This window comes from Streptomyces sp. NPDC006335, from assembly GCF_040612795.1.
In the GTDB taxonomy this organism is placed as follows: domain Bacteria; phylum Actinomycetota; class Actinomycetes; order Streptomycetales; family Streptomycetaceae; genus Streptomyces.
This window is the reverse complement of record NZ_JBEXQX010000022.1, coordinates 22317-39737: the sequence shown is the minus strand read 5'-3', so window position 1 is coordinate 39737 and position 17421 is coordinate 22317. Positions and strand designations below refer to the sequence as shown.

Annotated in this window: 15 protein-coding genes; 8 read left to right on the top strand and 7 right to left on the bottom strand. The window is 73.6% G+C overall.

What is annotated here, in order from left to right:
• Positions 1–136: 136 nt before the first annotated feature.
• From ABZ098_RS38815 to ABZ098_RS38805, 3 genes are all read right to left on the bottom strand, one after another.
• The gene (locus ABZ098_RS38815; RefSeq protein ID WP_356598664.1) at positions 137–1705 is read right to left on the bottom strand and encodes an AMP-binding protein; all 1569 of its coding nucleotides are present in this window, start codon (positions 1703–1705) and stop codon (positions 137–139) included.
• Positions 1706–1801: 96 nt separating this feature from the next.
• Complete coding sequence (locus ABZ098_RS38810) at positions 1802–2356, bottom strand: SRPBCC family protein (RefSeq protein ID WP_356598662.1); 555 nt, start codon at positions 2354–2356, stop codon at positions 1802–1804.
• Positions 2357–2570: 214 nt separating this feature from the next.
• Positions 2571–3548: an NADPH:quinone reductase gene (locus ABZ098_RS38805; protein WP_356598660.1), complete on the bottom strand. Its 978-nt coding sequence runs from the start codon at positions 3546–3548 to the stop codon at positions 2571–2573.
• A 127-nt stretch (positions 3549–3675) separates the two neighbouring features.
• Between ABZ098_RS38805 and ABZ098_RS38800 the strand changes: the two genes are divergently transcribed.
• The 3 genes from ABZ098_RS38800 to ABZ098_RS38790 all read left to right on the top strand — a co-directional run bounded on the left by ABZ098_RS38800 (position 3676) and on the right by ABZ098_RS38790 (position 5352).
• Positions 3676–4125 carry a GNAT family N-acetyltransferase gene (locus ABZ098_RS38800; RefSeq protein WP_356598658.1) on the top strand — a complete coding sequence of 150 codons (450 nt, stop codon included), beginning with the start codon at positions 3676–3678 and terminating at the stop codon, positions 4123–4125.
• A gap of 227 nt (positions 4126–4352) precedes the next feature.
• Entirely contained in the window at positions 4353–4733 is a 381-nt protein-coding gene (locus ABZ098_RS38795) for a hypothetical protein (RefSeq protein ID WP_356598656.1), read from the top strand.
• Positions 4720–5352, top strand: coding sequence for a disulfide bond formation protein DsbA (locus ABZ098_RS38790; protein ID WP_356598654.1), 633 nt, complete (start codon positions 4720–4722; stop codon positions 5350–5352). Before ABZ098_RS38795 ends, ABZ098_RS38790 begins: the two co-directional genes overlap by 14 nt.
• A gap of 76 nt (positions 5353–5428) precedes the next feature.
• On the opposite strand, the gene ABZ098_RS38785 is transcribed toward ABZ098_RS38790, so the two are convergent.
• The 4 genes from ABZ098_RS38785 to ABZ098_RS38770 are packed head-to-tail and all read right to left on the bottom strand — an operon-like array spanning position 5429 to position 11916.
• A complete protein-coding gene (locus ABZ098_RS38785) occupies positions 5429–6655 on the bottom strand; it encodes an MFS transporter (RefSeq protein WP_356598652.1) in 1227 nt (408 codons plus the stop codon).
• The gene (locus tag ABZ098_RS38780; protein ID WP_356598650.1) at positions 6648–7943 is read right to left on the bottom strand and encodes an ATP-grasp domain-containing protein; all 1296 of its coding nucleotides are present in this window, start codon (positions 7941–7943) and stop codon (positions 6648–6650) included. Before ABZ098_RS38780 ends, ABZ098_RS38785 begins: the two co-directional genes overlap by 8 nt.
• A gap of 14 nt (positions 7944–7957) precedes the next feature.
• The gene (locus ABZ098_RS38775; RefSeq protein WP_356598648.1) at positions 7958–8503 is read right to left on the bottom strand and encodes an NADPH-dependent FMN reductase; all 546 of its coding nucleotides are present in this window, start codon (positions 8501–8503) and stop codon (positions 7958–7960) included.
• Complete coding sequence (locus ABZ098_RS38770; protein ID WP_356598646.1) at positions 8500–11916, bottom strand: ATP-grasp domain-containing protein; 3417 nt, start codon at positions 11914–11916, stop codon at positions 8500–8502. Before ABZ098_RS38770 ends, ABZ098_RS38775 begins: the two co-directional genes overlap by 4 nt.
• Before the next feature lie 276 nt (positions 11917–12192).
• On the opposite strand from ABZ098_RS38770, the gene ABZ098_RS38765 reads away from it, so the two are divergent.
• From ABZ098_RS38765 to ABZ098_RS38745, 5 genes are read left to right on the top strand one after another with little or no spacing between them, the layout of a single operon-like run.
• Positions 12193–14115, top strand: coding sequence for a WD40 repeat domain-containing protein (locus ABZ098_RS38765; RefSeq protein WP_356598644.1), 1923 nt, complete (start codon positions 12193–12195; stop codon positions 14113–14115).
• Positions 14112–14744 (top strand): GTP cyclohydrolase II, encoded by a 633-nt coding sequence (gene ribA / locus ABZ098_RS38760; RefSeq protein ID WP_356598642.1) that lies wholly within the window; start codon positions 14112–14114, stop codon positions 14742–14744. The genes ABZ098_RS38765 and ribA overlap by 4 nt, the downstream gene beginning before the upstream one ends.
• Positions 14741–15703, top strand: coding sequence for an SUMF1/EgtB/PvdO family nonheme iron enzyme (locus tag ABZ098_RS38755; RefSeq protein ID WP_356598640.1), 963 nt, complete (start codon positions 14741–14743; stop codon positions 15701–15703). The genes ribA and ABZ098_RS38755 overlap by 4 nt, the downstream gene beginning before the upstream one ends.
• The gene (locus ABZ098_RS38750) at positions 15700–16764 is read left to right on the top strand and encodes a pyridoxal-phosphate dependent enzyme (RefSeq protein WP_356598638.1); all 1065 of its coding nucleotides are present in this window, start codon (positions 15700–15702) and stop codon (positions 16762–16764) included. Before ABZ098_RS38755 ends, ABZ098_RS38750 begins: the two co-directional genes overlap by 4 nt.
• The gene (locus tag ABZ098_RS38745) at positions 16748–17416 is read left to right on the top strand and encodes a class I SAM-dependent methyltransferase (RefSeq protein ID WP_356598636.1); all 669 of its coding nucleotides are present in this window, start codon (positions 16748–16750) and stop codon (positions 17414–17416) included. Before ABZ098_RS38750 ends, ABZ098_RS38745 begins: the two co-directional genes overlap by 17 nt.
• The last annotated feature ends 5 nt before the right edge of the window (positions 17417–17421 follow it).

Genomic DNA, 17421 nt, shown 5'->3' with positions numbered 1-17421 from the left:
CACGGTCACGACGTCGGTGAGCGGGGTGGACCGGGCGGCCGGAAGGGCGCTGGGCCGGTGGCCTGCGCGCGGCCCGCCGTAGGGGCAGTGGCTCTCGGAGCCCGGGGGCCTACCCCGCCCGGTCCGACGGATGGTGCTACTCGCCGGGACCGGCCGCCAGCAGGCGGGCCAGTTCGAGGCGCTTGATCTTGGTGGTGGCGGTCTGCGGGAGGTCGTCCAGCCGCCACTGGACCGGATCGCCCAGGGCCGGCAGATCGACCACCGCGGTCCTCCAGGCCATCTCGTCCAGCGGTGCGTCGTCGCGGGTGCACACCACCGGTACCGCACGTCCGTCCGGGCCGGGGATGATGATGACCTCGACCAGTTCCGGAAGCCGGGTGAAGAGCTTGTCCTCGATCTCCAGCGTGGACTGGACACCGGGGATCTCGTCGACCTCGCGGTCCAGCAGGTGCAGGCAGCCCCACTTGGTGCGGTAGCCGAGGTCGCCCATGCGCCACCAGCCGTCGTTGACCTGCTTCTGCCAACGCTGGTGCTCACCGAGGTAGGTGACGATCCGACCGTCGCTCCTGACCTCGATGAAGCCGGGGTTCTCCTTGGAGACCGGCGCGCCGTTGCGGCTGACCACCCGCACCCCGGTCATGCCGGGGAACGGCACGCCGACGCAGCGGCCGTTGAAGTCGGCGCCGTCCTTGAGGGAGTAGGTGCGCGCGGCGATCGGACCGACCTCGCTCTGCCCGTAGGCCTGGGCGAAACGCCGGCCCTTGCGGCGGGAGGCCTTCAGCAGGGTGTTGACGGTGCGCGGGTGGATGGCGTCGAAGGTGGAGGAGAAGTACTTCACGTTCGCCAGCGGCCCGCGCGGGTCGTCGGCCAGCACCTCCCAGCGCAGGAAGGTGTTGGGGTGGGCCTCGATGAAGCCGGGCGGGATCTGCGTGAACAGATCGCCCACGGTCTGCGGGTCGTCGTCCTTGAGGATGATCAGCGGGTGGCCCTGCAGGATCGAGATGGGCATCGCCGTGAACATCCGCGAGTGCACGAACGACACATGGATGGCGATGGGCTCGCTGCGGCGCACGGAGGTGCGCACGACGGTGGCCTGCGGCCGGTAACGGGACTGGAAGCTCATACCGGTGTGCACGGCCAGCTTCGGTGTGCCGGTGGTGCCGGAGGTGTGGGTGATGAGCGTGGGGTGGTCGATCGGCATGGACACCGCGGGCACCCGCGGGGCGCCGGCCAGCGAGGCGAACGACGTCGCTCCCTCGTACTCGCCCGAGGCCAGCAGCACCTCGCGGGACAGGTCGAAGACCTCGGCGGGCAGGTCGTGTTCGAGCTTGTCCCGGTCGGTGACGAGGAACGGCTGCCCGACCCGGCGCAGCAGTTCGGCGACCGTCGCGCCGTCCAGTTTCGGCGACAGCAGCACCGGGATCGCCCCGGTGCGGGCGATGGCGCAGGCGAGCAGGGAGATGTCGAAGCCGTCGCTCTTGTGCACCACGACGTGGTCCCCGGGACGCACCTTGACGGACCACAACCGGGAGGCGAAGTCGTCCACCAGGTCGGCCAGCTCGGTCAGCGTCGCGCGCCGGCCGAGGCGGGGGGCGATGTCCAGGTCGTGGTCGAGGATCACGAAATTCGCCGGATGCCGGGCCGCCGCTCGGTCGAACAGCGTGCCAAGCCGAATTCCCTTGCTTCCTATTCGCTGGAGAAACATGTAACCGATCTCTCGTCCATGGCTGCGGAATTCCTGAAGGGGTGTGTCTGATGACGGAACTGACGGCCTGCCGGCGCGGGTGTGCGGCGTGCGGCGTCAGTTCTTCTCGATGACGTCCTTGATACGGGCCAGGGTGTCGTCGAGGTCCTGTTCGAGCTTCGCGGTCCAGTCGGCGACGAACCGCTTGCGGGCGTCCTCGTCGAGATCCGCGACGATCTTGTGGATGCCGGCGGTGGCCTTGCCCATCCGGAAGTGGTGGACGAGCCAGGAAGTGCCGTCGCCGGCGTCCTCGATGTCGAAGCCCCAGATCGACTCCTGGTCCTCACGGGCGTGGGTCAGCATCATCCAGCGGAAGGTCCGGCCGGGCTCGGCGGCCACCACACGGGCCTCGGTGTACCAGGTGCCGCGCACCAGCGGCGCCCAGCCGACCACGTCCTCGCTGCGCAGGTTCTCGCCGCGGAAGACCGAGCCGACCGCCGAGGGCTCACCCTCGATCCACTCGCCGCCCATGCACTCCGGGCTCCACTCCTTGCTGCGGGTCAGGTCGCTGACCACGGAGTAGGTCTGTGCCGGGCTCGCGGAAATGCGAATGCGGGCGTCGAGTTCGAAGAGCGGGGAATTGTTGATGACGGTTTCGGTGTTCGCTGTCATGGCGGCAATCCTGCCGATCCCCGCCAAAGCCGAGCAATGAAGCCGTCCGGGGTCCGTCAAGTTCCATTCCGGTGCGTAGCCGGTGAGTTGACGGTAAATCATTTCGGTGCGGGAAACACGAGAAGGCGCCGCGAGGCCCTACGCGACGCCTTCACCGGCAGCGGTTCGCTACGGCCGTACACCCGGCCGTGCGCACCGATGGCCGCCGTCCTGTTCAGTCGCGCACGCGCAGCACGAGCTTGCCGTGCACCTTGCCCTCGTCCAGGCGGCGGTGGGCCTCGGCCGCGTCGCCGAGCGGCAACACCTCGGTGGCGCGCGGGCGCAGCAGGCCCGCCGCCAGCAGCCCGTTGACACCGCGGGCCGCGTCGGCGAGCTGGGCGGTGTCGGCGTGCGAGATGGCGAAGCCGTGCACGGAGCGGTCCATCAGGTACAGCGGCCCCACGGGCAGCACCGGGCGGGTGCGCAGCCCGGCCAGCACCACGATCCGGCCCCGGCCGGCCAGCAGGTCCACCGCGGTGTCGAGGTCGTTGCGGCCGGAGGTGTCGACATGGACGTCCACGCCGTGCGGGGCGGCGGCCCGGATCTGCCCGGCGACGTCGTTTGAGCGGTAGTCGACGACGTGGTCGGCGCCCAGGGACCGTACGTACGGCTCGTCGCGGCCGGAGGCGACGGCGATCACCCGGGCGCCCGCCCGGACCGCCATCACGACGGCGGCGCTGCCCACGTTGCCGCCGGCACCGAGCACGGCGACGGTCTCGCCGGCGCGCAGCCGTCCGTGGGTGAACAGCGCCAGGTGCGCGGTCGCGGCCGGGTGGGCGAGCGCCACCGCGTCCACCGCGTCCACGCCGTCGGGCAGGTGGTAGAGCCGGTCCACGGGCACCACCGCCTGCTCGGCGGCGGCCCCCTGGCGGCCGTCGTGGCCCAGGCTGTTGCACCACACCCGGTCGCCGGCCCGGAAGCCGGTGGCGGCCGGGCCGGCCGCGGCCACCGTGCCGACCAGGTCACGGCCGATGACGAAGGGGAACTCGAGCGGGGTGCGCCAGGCCCCCGAACGCACGAAGGTGTCCACATGGTTGACGGCGCTCACCTCGACGTCGACCAGCACGTCGTGCGGGCCGGGCGCGGGCGGTGGCAGTTCGCCGTGACGGATGACGTCCGGGGAGCCGAGCTGGGTTATGTAAGCGGCACGCATGGTCGCCGAGTCTGGCACCGGCCGTGACGCCCGCGGCAGACCCGGCGGCGATCGCGGGGCACGGTCCGTCAGGTCGCCGCGATGGTGTGTCAACTCGGCCCCGCTCAAGGGCCGTGGCGCCCCTACGATGTGCGCCGTGTCTGTCCTCCTGACCGATGTGCTCCCCGGCGACTGGCGGATGTCCGCGCACGTACGGCCCCTGATGCGTGCCCTGCGGCCCGCGCTCACCGAGCAGGACTTCGACCGGTTCGCGGCCGAGGCGCACGCGCAGGGCCTGGTGTTCACCGCCGCCCACGACGCCCACGGCCACTGCGCGGCGGTGGCCACGCACCGCGTCCTGGCCACCAGCCGTGGCCGGATCCTCTTCGTCGACGACCTCGTCACCGACCCCGCACGCCGCTCGGCCGGCATCGGAGGGGCCCTGGTCACCCACCTGACCGAGCGGGCCCGTGCCGCGGGCTGCCACCGCGTCGAACTCGACTCCGGCACCACCAACCTCGACGCCCACCGCTTCTACCACGCCCGCGGAATGAACATCCGGGCCCTGCACTTCACCCTGGACGTCACCGCCACCTGAGGAAGGGGCGCGGGCCCGGCACTCCGCGGTCCCCGCCGCCCTGTCAGCCCTCCCGCCGGGGCCGCTTCCCGCGCGCCCTGCCCACCGGCCCCCGCCTTGGTCGGCCCTTGGTCGAGCCTCGACCGCTGTCGCCGACCGTGTGGGCACGCCGCAGCGCCCGGCACGTGTGCCGCGGACTGCCGTATGCGGCGCGACCCGGCACGACGAGGAAGCGGAAAGCCACTCACATGACCCACACCACCGTTGTCCCGAGCGGGCAGGACGCTTTGGCCGTCCGACGGCTCACCGAGCTGACGGCCGCCCTGGCACAGGATCTGGCCGACGGATCCTGGACCCCCGGCCCGCTGGAAGCGCGGCTCGCCCGTCGCCTGCTCCTCGCATCGGCGGGAGACCACGAACTGACCGCGGACCGCATACGCGCCACGCTCTGGGAGGGCGCCGTCGCCGTCCACCACGCCGGCGAGGGCCGGCTCGCGGCCCTGCTCGGGCACTTGTTCGCCGTGGCCGAGGCCCCTGCCCCCGGTGCCACGGCGGCCAGGACGACGGCCCGCGCCCTGCTGGAGCGGATCGCCGACCGGGAAGGAGGACAGGACCGTGCCCGCGACTGACCCGACGCCCGTCGACTTCTGGTTCGACCCCGTGTGCCCCTGGGCGTGGATGACCTCCCGCTGGCTGCTGGAGGTCGCCGAACACCGCGCCCTCGACATCCGATGGCACGTCATGAGCCTGGCCGTGCTGAACGAGGGCCGCGACGACCTGCCCGAGCGCTACCGCCGGCTGCTGACCGAGGGGTGGGGCCCGGTGCGGGTGGTGACCGCCGCCGCGCAGAAGTACGGCGACGACGTCGTCGGCCCCCTCTACACCGCACTCGGCGACCGCATCCACCGCCAGGGCCTCGGCCCGGGCCGGGAGACGATGGCGGCGGCGCTCCAGGAGGCGGGCCTGTCGGCGGACCTGATCGAGTACGCCGACCAGGGCACCTACGACCGCGAACTGCGGGCCTCCCACCAGGAGGGCATCGACCGGGTCGGCGAGGAGGTCGGCACTCCGGTGATCGCCCTGCCCGGCCCCGACGGTACCCGCACGGCCTTCTTCGGCCCGGTCGTCACCCCGGCCCCGCGCGGCAAGGCGGCGCTGGACCTGTGGGACGGCCTGCTGCTGTTGGCCTCCGGTCCCGGCTTCTACGAACTCAAACGATCCCGCACCCAGGGCCCGGTCTTCGACTGACCCCCGGGCCCGCGCACGACACCCGGCCCACCGCACGACACCACCCGGCGCCCGCGCCGGGTGGTGTCGTGCCCCTTCAGACCGCCGCGGCCGTCACCTGCTCGCGTTGCCGTACACGGGTCTGTGGCTCGGGCACGCGCAGGGCGAGCAGTCCGAGGACCGAGAAGAACACCGCCCAGCCCGCCCAGCCGGCCCAGTCCCAGTCGACGGTGGTGCTGATCAGCGGCGGGCCGACGACCGTCGTCACGGCGAAACCCAGGTTGAGGGCGGCGAGATGACTGGTCTTCTGGCCCGCCGGGATGTGCGACAGCGCCGCACCCGTCGTGCCCGCGGTGATCAGCAGCTCGCCCAGCGACAGCAGCACCGCCGCCGCCACCACGACCACCAGATCCAGCCGCCCCGCGCCCAGCACCGTCAACGGCACCACCAGCGCGCCCAGCCCCGCCAGCAGACCCCCCACGCACATCAGCCCGCGTGCCCGCGCCAACCGCTCCGAGCCCCTGCTCAGCCGTACCTGCAACACCACGACGATCACCGTGTTCAGCAACTGGACCAGCGTCACGCTCCACGACGGGGCCTGGGTGCGCTGCACGATCCACAACGGCACCCCGATGCCCAGCAGCAGCGCCGACAGCGTGAACGCCCCGTACAGCGCGGTGATGCCGAGGAAAGGCCGGTTGCCCAGAATCCTGGCCCGCTCGTTCCGCCCGCCCGGCGCGGCGGCCGAGGCGGGAAAGCCTCGGCAGATCGCCGCACAGCACAGGAACAGCGCGGCCGAGGCCACCAGCACCGCCCGGTACACCCATGGCTCGCCCGCGGTGATCGCGGCGCCCGCCGGCAGTGCCCCGGCCGCCATGCCGGCGTTGCGCAGGGTGCGCAGCCTGGCCAGCGTGTCCACGGCCTGCGCGTCACCGACCCGGCTGATCAGCCCGGACTCGATCAGCGGGCCGATGCCGCGGCTCAGCAGCCCGGCCACCGCCGCCGCGCCCAGCGCCTGCCCGAAGGAGGAGACCGCCGACAGGGCGAGGAAGGCCGCGCAGCGGATCACGAACAGCGCGCCCAGCGCGGCGCGGATGCCGATCCGTTCCGATGCCCGGGCGATGGGCATCGCGCCCAGCAAGGACGCCACCCCCGACGTGCCCAGCACGATGCCGATCTGCTGGTTCGTCAGGTCGGCAGCCTGGTGGAGGAACATCACCGACAAGGACAGATACATGCCCAGGCCCAGGGCGTCGCACAGCCCCACCGCGTAGAACCTGCGCGCCGGAGCCGACGCCGCCTGCCGGGCGCCGGAATCAGTCACGATCCGCCCCCGTCGTCGCGCCGAAACCCGGCACCAGCCGGATGTCCAGCGCCTGCTCCACCTGTCGTGTGACGGCCCGGGCGGTATCCCTGTCGGGGGCGCTCACCATGAAGCTGGCCAGGTGCAGGGTGCGTTGCCGGCTGACGCGCTGGCCGGGCGCGAAGCGGGGGGAGACGTAGACGAGTTCGGGGAAGGCACGCATCACCTCCTCGACGGGGGTCTGCGCGGCCACCCGCCAGTTGCCCAGCGGGATGGGCAGGAACCGCAGCAGGGCCACCCGGGTGAACTCCGGCATCCCGGTCGGCTGCAGGCCGAGCGCGCTGCGGCCGATCTCGGCGGCGTAGTCGTAGTCGGCGGCCACCTTGAACATGGTGGGCAGCGGGCCGCCGGCACGCGCGTTGACCTCGATGACACGGGGCCCGTCGGCGGTCAGCGCGATCTCGGTGTGCACCGCGCCCGAGGCCAGCCCGATCGCCCGGATCGCCCGCTCGGCGACATCGACGACGGCCGCCTGGGTGGCCTCGTCCAGTCGGCTGGGCAGTACGACGCCCTCCTCGGCGTAGCCGTGCTCCAGCGCCAGCCGGTCGGAGACGGCCAGATGGTGGACGGTGCCGTCGGCCAGCAGCGACTCCACGCTGCAGTAGGCCGCGTATCCGCTGTCGCCGTCCGCCTCCAGCGCCATCCGCTGCTCCAGCAGATACGCCTCGTCGGACTGCAGGAAGGCGGTCTTCTCGGCACGCCCGACGGTGAAGGCGTGGACCAGCTCGGCGTACGTGGACACCAGCTTCACGCTCTGGCTGCCCGCGCCCAGGGAGGGCTTGAACACGCCGGGGAGTCCGACGCGGGCGGCGGCCGCCGCCAGGTCCCGCTCGCTGGTGATCACCTCGAACTCGGGGGAGGGCACGCCGTGTTCGGCGAAGACCAGGCGCTGGCGCGCCTTGGACTGGGCGACGGCCACCGCCTCGGGCGCATTGCCGGGCAGGCCCAGCCGGGAGGCGATCTCGGCCTGCGGACGCAACAGCAGCTCGGAGTAGGTGACCACGCCGTGCAGCGGCAGCCTGCCGTGCAGGGCGACGGCGGCCTCGACCGCGGCGTCCAGATCCGGGGCGTCGAGGAACTCGCCGCGCAGACCGCGCCGTTCCCACTCGGCGCGGACCTGATCGGAGGGGCGCCAGGCGGTGATGTACACGACACTGACGGTGTCGGTCAGGGTGGCAAGCGACCCGAGAGCCTCCTCAGGGGCGTGGCCGCCGATCCCGGCGAGGAGCAGAAGGTGGGAGGAGCCCATGATGGTGAGGCCTTTCAGCTGAGGACGGGGAAGGACGCGCGGGACGCGCCGAAGGACAGAAGTTCGCCGGCCATGACGTCGAGCCGCCGGTCGAGGAAGGCGAGGGGTTCGCCGGGGGTCAGGTCGGCCGCGGTGGTGGCCACATGGGTGGGCGTGGCCCAGCCGCTGAGCGCCCTGACGACGGTGCGCAGCTGGTCACAGGCGGTACCGGCGCCGCGCGGGCCGCCGCCCGCGGCGATCAGGCCGACCGGCCGTCCGGCCAGCGCGTCGCCGGTGAGGTGGTCCAGCGCGTTCTTCAGCAGCGCGCTGTAGGAACCGTGGTAGACGGGCGTGGCGAGCACGGCGCCGTCGGCGCGGGCGACACGGGCGCGCAGCAGCGCGGTCTGGCTGCCGGGCGGCGGGTCGTCGTAGTCCTGGAGCGCGTGCGGTTGCGGGAACTCCACCGCCAGGTCGACCAGTTCGAAGCCGACGCCGGCCCGGTCGATGCGCTCGCCCGCCCGCAGCAGGATCTCGCGGGTCACCGAGTCCTTGGCGGCGCTGCCGAGGAAGCCGAGGATCATCGCCCCGCCCCCTCGCCGGCCGGGCCGCCGGTCACGACCCGTATCTCGCGCTCGGCCCGGGCCAGCAGCCGCGACAGCTCGGTGTGCGAGTCGTGGGCGAAGACATGGGTGCTCACCCCGGTGCCGGAGAACGTCGAGGCGGGCACAAGGTCACCGACGCGGACCGGCACGGAGCGGGAGTACGCGTACGGCGCCACCGCCGAGTCGTCGTACTCCAGCAGCCGTCCGCCACCGCAGTAGTGCACGGTCCAGCCGGCGTACGCGGCGACGGGCTCACGGCGCCCGGTGAGGGGGTCCTCACCGGCGTCGGCGAGGATCTTGGCGTGGCGCAGGTCGACGCCGTTGGTGGCGCGGAACGCCTCCGTGACACCGCCGCCGCCGGGCCGCGCGGCCACCTCGCAGAACGTCAGGCGCTCCCCGGTGACGAACGCCTCCAGGTGCAGCACGCCCGAGCGGACCCGCCACGCGTCCACGACCTGCGCCAGCAGCCGTCCGGCGGCCGCGCGCACCATCGGGTCGGCCACGGTCGCCGACGACAGCGGGCGGCCGCCCCGGAGGGCCATGGTGTCGCGTTCGTAGAGCGAGACGTTCCACAGCGGCTCGCCGTCGCGCACGACCGCGTCGATGTGGCACATCGGGGCGTCGACGAACTCCTCGCACACCTGCGTGCCCGGGACGAACTCCTCGCGCAGCCAGGTCTGCAGAGCCTGCCAGGACGAGATGACCGCCACGCCCTGGGAGCCGGAGGCGGCCCGCGGCTTGAGGACGATCTTCCCGTGGCGGTCGAACATCTGCGTCACGTCCTGCGGGCTCTGCGCGAGCAACCCGTCGGCGCAGCGGATGCCGTGGCGGCGGGCGATGCGTTTCATGACGGCCTTGTCCAGGAAGCGGCGCACCTGCTCGGGCCCCTCACCCGGCACGTTCAGCAACCGCCGCAGCCGGGCGGCGGGTTCGAGCAGCCGCTCCGACATGGCGGCCACGCGATGCACCGGATGCGCCGCGTGCACGGCGCGCGCCAGGTGCTCCAGCGCGAAGTCGTCGCCCAGGTCGGCGCCCACGCTCAGCTCGGCGGGCCCGGACCCGGGCGCCGACGTCAGCACGCTGAGCCGGAAACGGTCCGCGGGCAGCACGGGCCCGCAGTCGTCCGGGAGGGTCCAGGCGGACGGGCCGAGCCGGTCCAGCAGCAGGACGTGGGTGCGGTCCAGGGAGGCGGTGCGCAGGACGAGGGAGTCCTCCAGCCGTGCCGCGGCCCGCCTCGCCCGCTCATGGTCTGCCGCGACCACGGTGTGCCGCAGCCACACGGCGGGCCCGGGCTCCTCGTGGACATCGCCCGCGCCGGTGAACACCTGCGCCCTGAACAGCCCGGGCCGGGAGCTCAGTTCCTCGGCGGTGCTGGCCTCCACCACCCGGAAGCGGCCGCCGGGCGTCGGCACCTCGCGCTGCACGGCGACCGTGCCGCGGCTCGTGCCGCGCGGGGTGCGGCCGAGGGCGGCCTCGGCCGCGGCGCAGACCACGCTGCGGGTGTGCACGGCGTCGTACAGGTCGATGGTCGCCGCGTCCAGGCCGGGCAGCAGGACGGGCGGGGCCGTGTCCGGAGCGCCGGCGGCCGTGTCCGGACCGCTCGCGGAAAAGACGCAGCGCACCACGCCCTCCACCCCGGCCGCGAGCACCGCGCGCACGGCCCGCTCGGCGAGCGATCCGCTCAGCGGCGCGCTCAGGCCCGACGGGCACAGCCGGGCCTGTGGTTCCTCGTCGACGACGGCGAGCAGGTGGGCGGTGCCGTGGTGCGCGGCCACCACGACGGTGTGCCCGTGCGGGCGTTCGACGGGCGGCGCGGCCGGCGCGCCGTCGCGCAACTGCCGTGCCACGGGCACGGGGGAGAAGGTCAGTGCGGCGCGCACCGGCTCGGCCGCGTGGACGGCGCGGGCGGCGGCCCGGATGTCCGCTCCGGAGCGGGCGCTGTGCCACTGACCGCGGTAGTGCCCTCGCCACAGTGCCCGTGCCTCCTGCTCACCGTCCGGCCCCCCGGTCCACACCACGCTCAACCGCGCGGTGACCGCCCCGACGGCGGCCAGGATGTGCCCGGCCGGGTCGTCGGCGCCGAGCAGCAACAGCAGATGATCGGAGCCGCCGGGATCTGCGTCCTGGGCGGGCTGCGTGGCCGTACGCGGTGCCGGCTGTGCCTGCGGCACAGCCTCCAGTTCCAGGGACGTCAGGATGCGCCCGGCGGCGTCGGCGGCCGCGCGTGCGGCCTCCTCGCCGGTGCGGCCGCGGGCCAGCACATAGCCGAACCGGTCGTGGTTGGTGCGCAGGGCCCGGACCCGGTCGCCCGGTTCGACGGTGAGGTGCGTCTCGACCACCTCGGGCGTGAGCGCGTCCACCGGCTTCACACCCCGCACCACCGCGTCCACGGGGCTGTACAGCTGGTGCAGGGCGACGACCGTCTCCGGCGGCGCCGCCTCCTGCACCGGGTTCCCGACGGCCAGCGCCACCAGGTCGCGGGTGAGGGAGCGTCCCAGCGCCAGCGACATCTGACGGGTCACCACATGTCCGGCGACGCGGGCGTTGAGCTCGATCAGCTCGGGCCCGGTCGGCGTGAGCAGCAGTTCGGCGTGGACCGCCGAGGCCCGGATGCCCAGGGCGCGTACGGCGTCCAGGACGAAGGCACGGGCGGCGGCCTCCTGTTCGACGCGGGCGGGGAAGTGGCCGCCGAGCTCGGCGGCCTGACCGGGCGGCGCGGGCAACCGCTCGGCGAAACCGAGCAGCACCACACGCTCGCCCTGCACCAGCAGCTCCGCGCTGACGTGCCGGCCCACCGCGTAACTCTCGACCAGCGCCCGCGGCGGCCCGCCGTCGCGGCCCGCCGGCACGGCGAGCACCTCCGACAGGGCGCGGGCCGCCTCCGCCCGGCTCCAGGCGATGGTCACCCCCACCGACCAGCCGCCCGCGGTGGGCTTCACCACGACGGGCAGCCCGATCTCGTCCACCGCCGCCAGCCCCTCGTCCTCGGTGCCGGCCACCCGCCAGGCGAGCGAGCCGACACCGTGCTCGGTGAGGCGGGCGCGCACCGCCGCCTTGTCCCCGAGGATCCGGGCCGTCGCCAGCGACTCATGGGGCAGTCCCAGGTCCCGGGCGAGTTCGGCGACGGCGAACGGATACACCTCGTCGCGGCCGATCACACCGTCGACCGGAGTGGGGCCGAGCCTGCCGCGCAGCCGGTCGGCCAATTGCCCGCGGGCCAGGGACGGCACCTCGATGATGCGCGCGGCCCGCGAGGAAAGGTCGAATCCCGGCTTCCCCCGATAGGCGTCCAGGTTCGCGGTGACAAAACTCACCTCGATTCCCGAGTCCGCCATCTCCGCGACCATGTCGAATCCGCGGACTGACGTCGTCTCCACCAGAACTATGTGCACGCCGCTCAGCTCCCTGGCCCGGTCCTGCCTTCCGCGTCAGCGTCCGCCCGGACCGCCGGACCTCTCAAGGAAGCGCAGCGGAATAGGTCAAGTAGTCCTCTCCCACCACCCGTTGACGGGGACCGGGCCCGCTGTCAACACGGCCGTCCCGAATATCGCAAGTTGCCAGAAATCCTGTCGGCCCCTCGCCAATCGGGAAGCGGCCCGTCTAATTTCGGCGCTCGGCGAACCCGATGACCGAAGGAATTCGAGAAGCCGGGAGACCGAGAAGTCCCAGTGACCCGAGCCACCCGAGAAAAAGGACGAGACGGCGTGCGAACCATTGACCTTCCGGACCACGGATCAGGCCACTCAGCTCCCCTCACCCACGTGGGATTCAGGGCCGACGGACAGCGACTGGCCACCTGTTCCTACGACGGCACGGTGATCGTCTGGGACACCGGCGACCCGTCCCGCCCCACCCCGCTGGCCCGGCTGCGCCACCGCCGCCTGGTCAACGCCTCCGCCTGGAACCCGGCCGACCCCGAGGTACTGGCCACCGCGTCGGCCGACAAGACGGTGGCGATCTGGCGGGTCGGCGAACAGGGCCAAACCACCTTGCACACCGTGCTGGCCCGGCACACCGACGACATCAACTCGGTGGCCTGGCTGCCCGACGGCGAGCGGCTCATCTGCGTCTCCGAGGACGGCCGCGCCACCTTGTGGTCGGCCGTCGACGGCGCGTTCATCGCCGAGGTCGGCTCGCACGAGGCCCACTGCATGATGGTGTCGGTCAGCGCACAGGGCCTGGTCGCCACCGTCGGCGAGGACGGCCTGGTCGCGGTCAGCGACCCCGACACCACCGCCGAGCCCCGCACCCGCCGCTACGACTCCTCCATCGAGGGCTGCGCCTGGTCCCACTCCGGCCGGCTGCTCGCCGTCGCCCGCGACGACGGCGCCGTCGACCTGCTCACCGCCGACCTGGACGTGGTGCGCACCGTGCCCGTGTCCACCTCGGCGGCCCGCGCGGTCGCCTGGGCCGAGGACGACTCCTCCTTCGTCGTCGGCGCCTACGACGGCGCCCTGCACTACTTCGACGTCGTCGGCACCCGACTGCACCGCGTCGAGGACCGCCGGGTGTGGCCGCGCTCGGTGGCCGTCGCCCACGGTGTCGTCGCCGCCGGCAGCTTCTGGAACGGCCCCCACCTCTACGACCTGCACACCGCGCAGGAGATCGCCGCCCCCGACGGCGCCACCCACGGCCCCAACGCACTGGCCCAGCACGGCGACGAACTGCTCATCGGCACCGACTCCGGCCTCGTCGTCGCCGTCACGACCGACGCCTTGGGCACCGAGACGGTCCGCACGACCGCCTTCACCGACGGCCCGATCCTGTCCCTGGCCACCGACGGCGCCACCGTCTGGGCGGGCACCTACTCCGGGCACGTCCTGCGCCACGACGGCACCACCCTGGCCACCAGCACCGACCTCGGCGCCCCCGTGCCCTCCCTCGCCCTCCACGAGGGCACCCTCGTGGCCGGCACCTACAACGGCGAGTTCCTCCTCCTCGCCCACGACACCCTCGAGGTGGTGGAGCGGATCCAGGCACACGACGGCTCCGTGAAGTCCCTCACCGCCGTCGACCAGGGCTTCCTGTCCGCCGCCACCGACCGCACCGTCGAAGCGGGCGGGCCGCACGGGCGCAGCAAGCTGTGGGAGCACGGCAACCTCGTCAACGCCGTCGCCGCGCTCGGCACCGAGGCCGCCGCCAGCGCCTCCCGCGACCACACCGTCAAGGCCGGCCGGCTCACCCGCCTGCCCGACGGCACCTGGCGCGCCGAGAACGTGCAGACGCTCCTCGGCCCCGACGAGTCCGTCAAGTGCGTGGCCCTCCTCGGCGACGCCGAACACCCCGTCGTCCTGGCCGGCTCCTACGACTTCGGCCTGTACGCCTGGCAGGTCGACTGGGACGACTCGGCCACCACCCTCGCCTCCGGCCACGTCCTGGCCGAATTCGCCCAGGGCCTGTCCTGCATGCTCCGCCTCACCGACGGCACGGTCGCCGTCGCCGGCTGGGACGGACGTGTCCTCGTCGTCGGCCTCGACCGCGCCGGCCGGCCACAGGTGCGGCACTCGCTGCATCTGGGCGAGCTGCTCACCGCCTCCACGACGTCCGACCGGGCCGCCGCCGCCCGCACCATGGAAAGCAGGGCCGCATGAACCCCCTCACCGCACTGCCGCACACCGCCTCGGTCCGCGCCCGGGTGCCCATCACCCTGGACCGCGCCGCGGGCCGCGCCGCCGAACTCGTCACCTTCCACGGCCTGCCCGACGACCAGGAACACATCGCCTGCGTCCTGCCCGGCGCGCCCACGGCCGTGCCCCTGGTACGGCTGCACAGCGAGTGCCTGACCGGCGACGTGTTCGGCTCCGCCCGCTGCGACTGCGGACCCCAGCTCGACGAGGCGCTCACCGCCATGGCCGACGAGGGCGGCGTCCTGCTCTACCTGCGCCAGGAGGGCCGCGGCATCGGCCTGTACAACAAGCTCGACACCTACGTGCTGCAGGACCAGGACATCGACACCTTCCACGCCAACCGCATCATCGGGCGCGGCGAGGACGAGCGCGACTACCGGGGTGCCGCCGCCATGCTGCGCGCCCTCGGCCTGACCCGCATCCGGCTGCTGACCAACAACCCCGACAAGGTGACCCAGCTGCGCGAGCTCGGCATCCGCGTCGAGGCCGTCCTGCCCACCGCCGTCCACCTGACCGAGGACAACGCCCGCTACCTGTCCGCCAAGGCCAAGAGCGGCCACACCCTCGCGCTGCTGAAGGAGGCGAGCGCATGAACCTCGACGACATCGCCCGCTCCCCGCACTTCCAGGAGCAAGCGGACCTCGCCGACCCGGCCCGCGTCCACCCGTCGCCGCACCCGCGGCCCTCCGCCGACCGGCTGCGCCTGGCCGCCGCCGTCGAGAACCCGTCGCTGCCCCTGGCCGAACGGCTCGCCGCCGGAGCCATGCTGGGCCTGCTGGGCGATCCGCGCATCACCGCCGTCCCGGCCGTCTGCTTCGTGCCCGGCGCCACCGTCCCCATCGGCCTGCCCGCCGAGGAGATCGGCTACGTCACCCGGGCATGGGCCGACAAGGGCGTGGAGGAGTCCTGGATCGCCAAGGAAACCCCCGAACACACCGTTCGCATCGCCGACTTCTACCTCGCCCGCTACCCGGTGACCAACGGCGAATGGCGCGACTTCCTCGCCGACACCGGCATCGAGGAGCGCCCCACCACCTGGTACCTGGGCGCCTACCCCTGGGACCGCTCCAACCACCCCGTCGCCGGCATCAGCGCCGAACACGCCGACCACTACGCCCGCTGGCTGAGCGAGCGCACCGGTCACCCGTGGCGGCTGCCCAGCGAGGCCGAATGGGAGTACGCCGCCAAGGGCCCCGAAGGACGCCCCTACCCGTGGGACGGCGGCTTCGACCCGGACGCCGCCAACACCCGCGAGTCGGGCGTGCACACCACCACCCCCGTCGGCGCCTTCCCGGCCGGCCAGGCCCCGTTCGGCGCCCACGACATGGGCGGCAACGTGGAGGAGTTCACCGCCGACGACTACGCCCCCTACCCCGGCGGGGAGCACATCGCCGACCACCTGGTCCAGTCGATGGGCACCTACCGCGTCGCCCGCGGCGGCAGCTTCGCCCGCTTCGGCGACCTCACCCGCACCCGCCGCCGCCACGGCGCCTTCCCCGGCCCGCTCTACCCCGTCGGCTTCCGCCTCGCCACCAGCGAGCGCCCGTCATGACCGCGCCGGTGATGACGGCGCCCGCCGTGCGGCCCGCCGACATCGAGCGGACGCTCACCGCCCGCCGCCCCGGCCGCGCCGACATCGAGGCCCCCTTCGCCCCGCTGGAGCGGCGCGCCCTGCGACTGCTGCCCCGCCTGGCCCACCTGCGGCCCGCCATCGGCGCCACCCCGCTGGTCCCGGTGCCCAGCCGGGCCGGCCGCGGCACCGTATGGCTGAAGGCGGAGGCCACCAACCTGACCGGCACCGTCAAGGCCCGCACCGCCTACGCCCTGTTGTGCGCGGCCGTGGCCCGCGCGGGCACCCCGGACGTCCGGCTCGTGGAGTACTCCGGCGGCTCCCTCGCTCTCGCGCTCGCCGAGATGTGCGCCGCACTCGGCCTCGACCTGCACCTGGCCGTGCCGCACGGCTCACCCGACCGTCTCGTCGCCACCCTGCGCCGGTACGGCGCCCACGTCACCCACGGGCCCGAGGGCGGCGGATTCCTCGGCGCGATGGACGAGGCCGTGCGCATCGCCGAACGCGAGGGACGCCATCTGCTGCTGCAGCACTGCGCCCCCGAGGCGGTCGCCGTGCACCGCGAACGCACCGGGGCCGAGATCACCGCCCGGCTCACCCAGGAGGGGATACGCCCCGTCGCGCTCGCGGCGGCGGTGGGCTCCGCCGGCACCCTCGTCGGCACCGCCCAGGCCCTGCGCACCCGCTGGCCGAGCTGCACGCCCCTGGCCGTCCTGCCCGCGGAGGCGCCCTACGGCGACGGCCGCGCCCCCGACGGCGCCCGCCGCATGAGCGGCACCGGCGGCCTCGGCCACGGCCTGAGACAACCCCTGCTGGCCCCGTACGAGGACGACTTCACCTTCACCGAGATCGGCTACGGCGAAGCGCTCGAGGCGATGCGGCAGTTGCGCCGCAGCCAGCAGATCGCCGTCTCCAGCAGTGCCGCGGGCGCCTGGCTCAGCGCGTCCCGCGTCGTCGACCAGGCCCCGCGCGGCCGCCACGCGGTGGCCGTCGCAGCAGGCCGCGGAACAGCCGAGGAGTGGGCTCATGCCGCCGACCACTGACACACCGGCCGACTACGGCGCCTACCGGCGCATCGTCGCCGCCTCCTTCGACCACTGGTACGGCCAGGGCCGCGACTCCTGGACCGGCGCCGCCACCAACGACGAGGTGACCCGCTTCGCGTGCGCCCAGGCACCGGCCGCCGCAGGCCCCGGCCGCCGCCGGATCCTCGACGTCGGCTGCGGCCGCGGCCGGCAGACCACCGAGCTCGCCGAGCACCTCGACGCCGACAGCACCGGCCTGGACCTGCTGGACGTGTGGGACGCCCCGCCGCCCGCCCGCGGCCGGGCCCGCTTCCGTCAGGGCGACTTCCTGGAGTTCACGTCCACCGGCCTCGACCTCGTGGTGGACAACGGCTGCCTGCACCACCAGCGGCGCGCCGACTGGCCCGCCTGGGCCGCCCACGGCGCCCGCCTGCTGCGGCCCGGCGGAGTCCTCGTCGTCAGCGTCTTCCTCAGTCCCCACGACGAGATCACCGAGCTCCCCCTCGACGACGGCCGCCTGAACTGGTGGCTGCCCGAAGGGACCGTCACCGACCTGTACACCGGCGCCGGGCTCACCCCCACCGACCGCCTGGTGATCGACCGGAAGTTCCAGTACCAGGGCCACTGGCTCGAGTACCTGGTGCTCTCCTTCCGCAAGAGCGACGGCTGACCCCC